Origin of the sequence: Streptomyces sp. B1866 (genome assembly GCF_031932565.1) — a bacterium.
Lineage (GTDB): Bacteria > Actinomycetota > Actinomycetes > Streptomycetales > Streptomycetaceae > Streptomyces.
In genome coordinates, this window is the sequence record NZ_JAVSCF010000387.1 from 1 (window position 1) to 4,060 (window position 4,060).

Here is a 4,060-nt window from a genome sequence, read left to right on the forward strand (position 1 = left end):
CCGGGGCCGGGCCGCCGGGCCGGCGCCCGCGGCCCGGCGTGCCGCGGCGCCGCGTCCTGCCGTGCCGCCCCGTCCTGCCGGTCCCGCCGCCGACCGGGCCCGATGTGTTCACGCAGTGTCATGGCCACCCCTGGCGTCCTGCCGCCTGTCCTGTCTCAGCTGTGAGATCGCCAGGCTCCGGGCGCGCCGCGGGAACGGGGGGCGAATGCTCGAAGACCACCCGCGGAACTCTTGGCGTGTCCCTGCCCGGCGGCCTTCGCGGCCCCGGATACTCGCTGGCGATGGTCGTGCAGGCCCGGCGCCGTGCCGGGACGTCAGCCGGGAGGCCCCCATGGTCCGCCGTACGCGCCGTGCCTTCGTCGCCACCCTCGGAGCCGCCCTCGCCGGCGGCGTCGCCCCGTCCGCCTTCGGCCACGCGTCCCCCGCGCAGGCCGTCCAGGCGGCCCCCGCGGCGGACCTGGCCGCCGCCTTCGGGGAGCAGCCGCTGGCCAGGGCGCACGCGCACAACGACTACGAGCACCCGCACCCGCTCACCGACGCCCTCTCCCACGGCTTCGGCAGCGTCGAGGCGGACATCTGGCTGGTGGACGGGGAGCTGCTCGTCGCCCACGACGCCTCGCAGCTCGACCCCGCGCGCACGCTGGAAGCCCTCTACCTCGGCCCGCTGGCCCGCCGTATCCGGCGGGGCGGCGGCACCGTCTACCCGGGGTCGCGGCTGTCGCTGCAACTGCTCATCGACATCAAGACCGCGGGCGAGCCCACCTACCGCGAACTGGCCCGGCGCCTGCGCCGCTACCACCCGATACTCACCACCGCCTACGGCGGCGTGGACGGCCTGGTGCGGCACGGCCCGGTGACCGCCGTCATATCCGGCGACCGGGGCGCGCGGGCGCCCATGGAGGCCGAGCGCACCGTGCGCCGGGCCTTCTACGACGGGCGCCTCGCCGACCTCGGCTCCGGCGTGCCCGCGTCCTTCATCCCGCTGGTCAGCGACAACTGGGGACTGAACTTCACCTGGCGGGGGGTGGGGCCGATGCCGCCCGCGGAGCGGGCGAAACTGCGGCAGATCGTCGGCTCCGCGCACGCGGCCGGGCAGCGGGTCCGCTTCTGGGCCACCCCCGACCAGCCGGGTCCGGAGCGCGAGGCCGTCTGGCGGGAACTGGTCGCGGCCGACGCCGACTACCTCAACACCGACGACCTGCAGGGTCTGGAGGACTTCCTGCGCGGCACCCGCTGACGGCCGTCCCCGGGCGCCGGGGCGGGGAGACTCGGTGATCACCGGCAGATCGTACGATTTCCAGGGACGCGTGACGGGTAGCCAGGTGTCGGCCAGTCGGGCGGCGCCGGGAGCGGCCGCGCCCGGCGGGTGACGGCCCCCCGGGGCCGCACCGGGGCGCCCAGGACGGGAAAACCGCTCGCGGGGCGCCGGCCCGGTCGCCATGCTGACCGGCATGCACATCAGGGACGCCACCGCCGCCGACTGGCCCGCCATCTGGCCGTTCTTCCGCGCCATCGCCGCCGCGGGGGACACCTACACCTACCCGCGCGACATCGGCGAGGAGCGAGCCCGTTCCTCGTGGATGCCGGCCGGGCGGCGGCGCACGGTCGTCGCCACCGCCGAGGACGGGACCGTCCTGGGCACGGCCAAGCTGGAGCCCAACCACCAGGGCCCCGCCGCGCACATCGCGAACGCGAGCTTCATGGTCGCACCCGAGCACGCCGGGCACGGCGCCGGACGGGCCCTGGGCGAGCACGTCCTGCGGCTCGCGCGGGCCGAGGGCTACCGGGCGATGCAGTTCAACGCCGTGGTCGAGACCAACACCAAGGCCGTCGCCCTGTGGCGCTCACTCGGCTTCGAGATCGTCGCCACCCTCCCCGAGGGCTTCCACCACCCGGTCAAGGGCTACGTGGGCCTGCACATCATGTACCGCCTCCTGTGAACCCCGCCGCCCGGTGCGCGGCGGTCCCGGACCGGCGGCGCCTCAGCCGCGCCCCAGCAGTCCGCCCGCCCCGGCCAGCGCCGCGCCGACGCGCTCCCACGCGGCCTCGTCGCGCGGCACCGCCTCGTACACCGGCCCGTCCGCCTGCCCCCAGCGCCGGGCCACCGCGGCCGGATCCTCCTCCAGCAGCAGGCCCGCGGCCTGCGCCGCGGCCCCCAGCGCGGCCGGCTCCCCCGCACGCGGCACCCGCACCGGGCGGCCCGACAGCCGCCGGACCGTCTCCCGCCAGGCGGTGCCGCGCGCGCCGCCCCCGATGAGCAGCAGCGGCGCGTCGGACCCGGTGTCCCCGGTCCCCGCTGCCTCCCCGGCCTCTCCGGCTCCTGCGGCTTCTCCGGCTCCTGCGGCGAGCACCTGTCCGAGCGCGGTCAGCAGGCTGAATACGGCCCCGTCGTAGGCGGCCTGGAGCACCTGGCCCGGCGTCGTGCCGTGCCGCAGACCGGTCAGCAGGCCCGAGGCGTCCGGCAGGTACGGGGTGCGCTCGCCGTCGAGGAAGGGCAGCAGCACGGCCGTACCGCCCGGCTCCACCGCCTCCCTATCGCGGCCCAGCAGCGCCGCGACCCGGTCCACGGCGAGCGTGCAGTTGAGCGTGCAGGCCAGCGGCAGCCAGTCGCCGCGGGCGTCCGCGAAACCCGCCACCACGCCCGTGGGGTCGGCGGGCCGCCGCTCGGAGACCGCGTACACCGCGCCGGAGGTGCCGAGGGTGAGCACGGGCTGTCCCGGGCGCAGGCCGAGCCCCAGGGCGGCCGCCATGTTGTCGCCGGTGCCGGTGGCGACCAGGGCACCCGGGGCCAGCGGCAGACCGGGCAGGTCCCGTACGGTCCCGGCCGCCTCACCGGGCCGCAGGACGCGCGGCAGCAGGCCGGCGTCCAGTCCGACGAGGCCCAGGACCTCCTCGTCGTAGCGCTCCGGGCCGCGGGCCCACCAGCCGGTGCCCGAGGCGTCGCCGCGGTCCGTCGTGCCCTCCCCGGTCAGCCGCTCGGTGAGGTAGTCGTGCGGGAGGCGGACGGCGGCCGTGGCGCCGGCCGCCTCCGGCTCGTGCTCGCGCAGCCACGCCCACTTGGTCACGGTGAACGAGGCCGACGGCACGCTGCCGGTCCGCTCCGCCCACGCCGCCGGCCCGCCCAGCGCCGCCACCAGCCGGTCGCGCTGCGGCGCGGAGCGCACGTCGTTCCACAGCAGGGCGGGCCGCACCGGGCGGCCCGCCGTGTCGAGGGCGACCAGGCCGTGCTGCTGCGCGGCGACGGAGACCGCCGCGGCCTGCCGGGCCGGCGCGCCGCACTGGCGCAGCGCCTCGCCCAGCGCCTCCCACCACCGCTGCGGGTCGCACTCCCGGCCGGCGCCGGCTGCGGCGCCGGCCGGGTGCGGCGCCTGCCCGCGCGCGACGACCGCGCCGGTCGCCGCGTCCACCACCAGGGCCTTCGTGGACTGCGTGGAGCTGTCCACGCCGACGACGAGCGGCCCTTCCTGGGCGGGCATGGCGGCTGCTGACATGGCGCTCTCCCTCGCACTCCGTCGCGTCCAATGTCCGGTGTCCGGTCTCTGATGTCCCACCGGTGTCTGAACATGTATCAGGTGACCGGCGCGGAGTGGTGCTCGCCGGTCCGAGGGCCCCGCGGTCCGGTGCCCCACGAGCGCGTTCCGCCGCCGTACGGGCCGGCGCCCCGTCGCCGTGAAGAGGCACCGGAGCCGCCTCCGTGGCCGAGGGCCTCAGAGGGACAGCAGGTGCCCCAGCGCGGTGGCCGGGTCGGCCTCCGGCGGCCCGGCGGGCCACCAGCCGCCCGGCTGCCCGCGGTACGGCCACCAGCGGCCGTCGCGGCCCTGGCGCAGTTCGACGCCGCGCGCCCCGGACGTCAGGCGGTTGCCGTCCACCACCAGTTCCGGGGCGTCGGCCTCCCAGACGGCGGCGATCCGGGCGCGGGCGCGGGCCATCGCCGCGGGGTCCGGCTCCCACCGCTCGTCCAGCACGGCCGGCCCGGCCGCGCCGCCGTACCGCCAGGCCGTGGCGGCCCGCACCAGGTCGTCGCGGTCGCGCCCGTGCGCCGCGGCGAGCCGGTCGGCGA

At 77.9% G+C, this 4,060-nt stretch carries 3 protein-coding genes and 1 pseudogene; 2 read left to right on the forward strand and 2 right to left on the reverse strand.

The window, feature by feature from the left end:
- The first annotated feature begins 331 nt into the window (after positions 1 to 331).
- Positions 332 to 1,237: a phosphatidylinositol-specific phospholipase C/glycerophosphodiester phosphodiesterase family protein gene (locus RKE29_RS28420; RefSeq protein ID WP_312008566.1), complete on the forward strand. Its 906-nt coding sequence runs from the start codon at positions 332 to 334 to the stop codon at positions 1,235 to 1,237.
- A gap of 214 nt (positions 1,238 to 1,451) precedes the next feature.
- Positions 1,452 to 1,940 carry a GNAT family N-acetyltransferase gene (locus tag RKE29_RS28425; protein WP_312008567.1) on the forward strand — a complete coding sequence of 163 codons (489 nt, stop codon included), beginning with the start codon at positions 1,452 to 1,454 and terminating at the stop codon, positions 1,938 to 1,940.
- Between the two features lie 42 nt (positions 1,941 to 1,982).
- Here the strand turns inward: RKE29_RS28425 and xylB are convergent, their stop codons facing one another.
- Both xylB and RKE29_RS28435 read right to left on the reverse strand, forming a co-directional pair.
- On the reverse strand, positions 1,983 to 3,476 hold the full coding sequence (gene xylB, locus RKE29_RS28430; RefSeq protein ID WP_312008568.1) for a xylulokinase: 1,494 nt from the start codon (positions 3,474 to 3,476) through the stop codon (positions 1,983 to 1,985).
- Positions 3,477 to 3,707: 231 nt separating this feature from the next.
- A pseudogene (locus tag RKE29_RS28435) lies at positions 3,708 to 4,060 on the reverse strand (SWF or SNF family helicase); the annotation flags it as partial.

Excerpts from the sequence above, each read along its gene's own strand:
- RKE29_RS28420 (WP_312008566.1), top strand. The coding sequence starts at position 332 with ATGGTCCGCCGTACGCGCCGTGCCTTCGTCGCCACCCTCGGAGCCGCC.
- RKE29_RS28425 (WP_312008567.1), top strand. The coding sequence starts at position 1,452 with ATGCACATCAGGGACGCCACCGCCGCCGACTGGCCCGCCATCTGGCCG.
- xylB (WP_312008568.1), bottom strand. The coding sequence starts at position 3,476 with ATGCCCGCCCAGGAAGGGCCGCTCGTCGTCGGCGTGGACAGCTCCACG.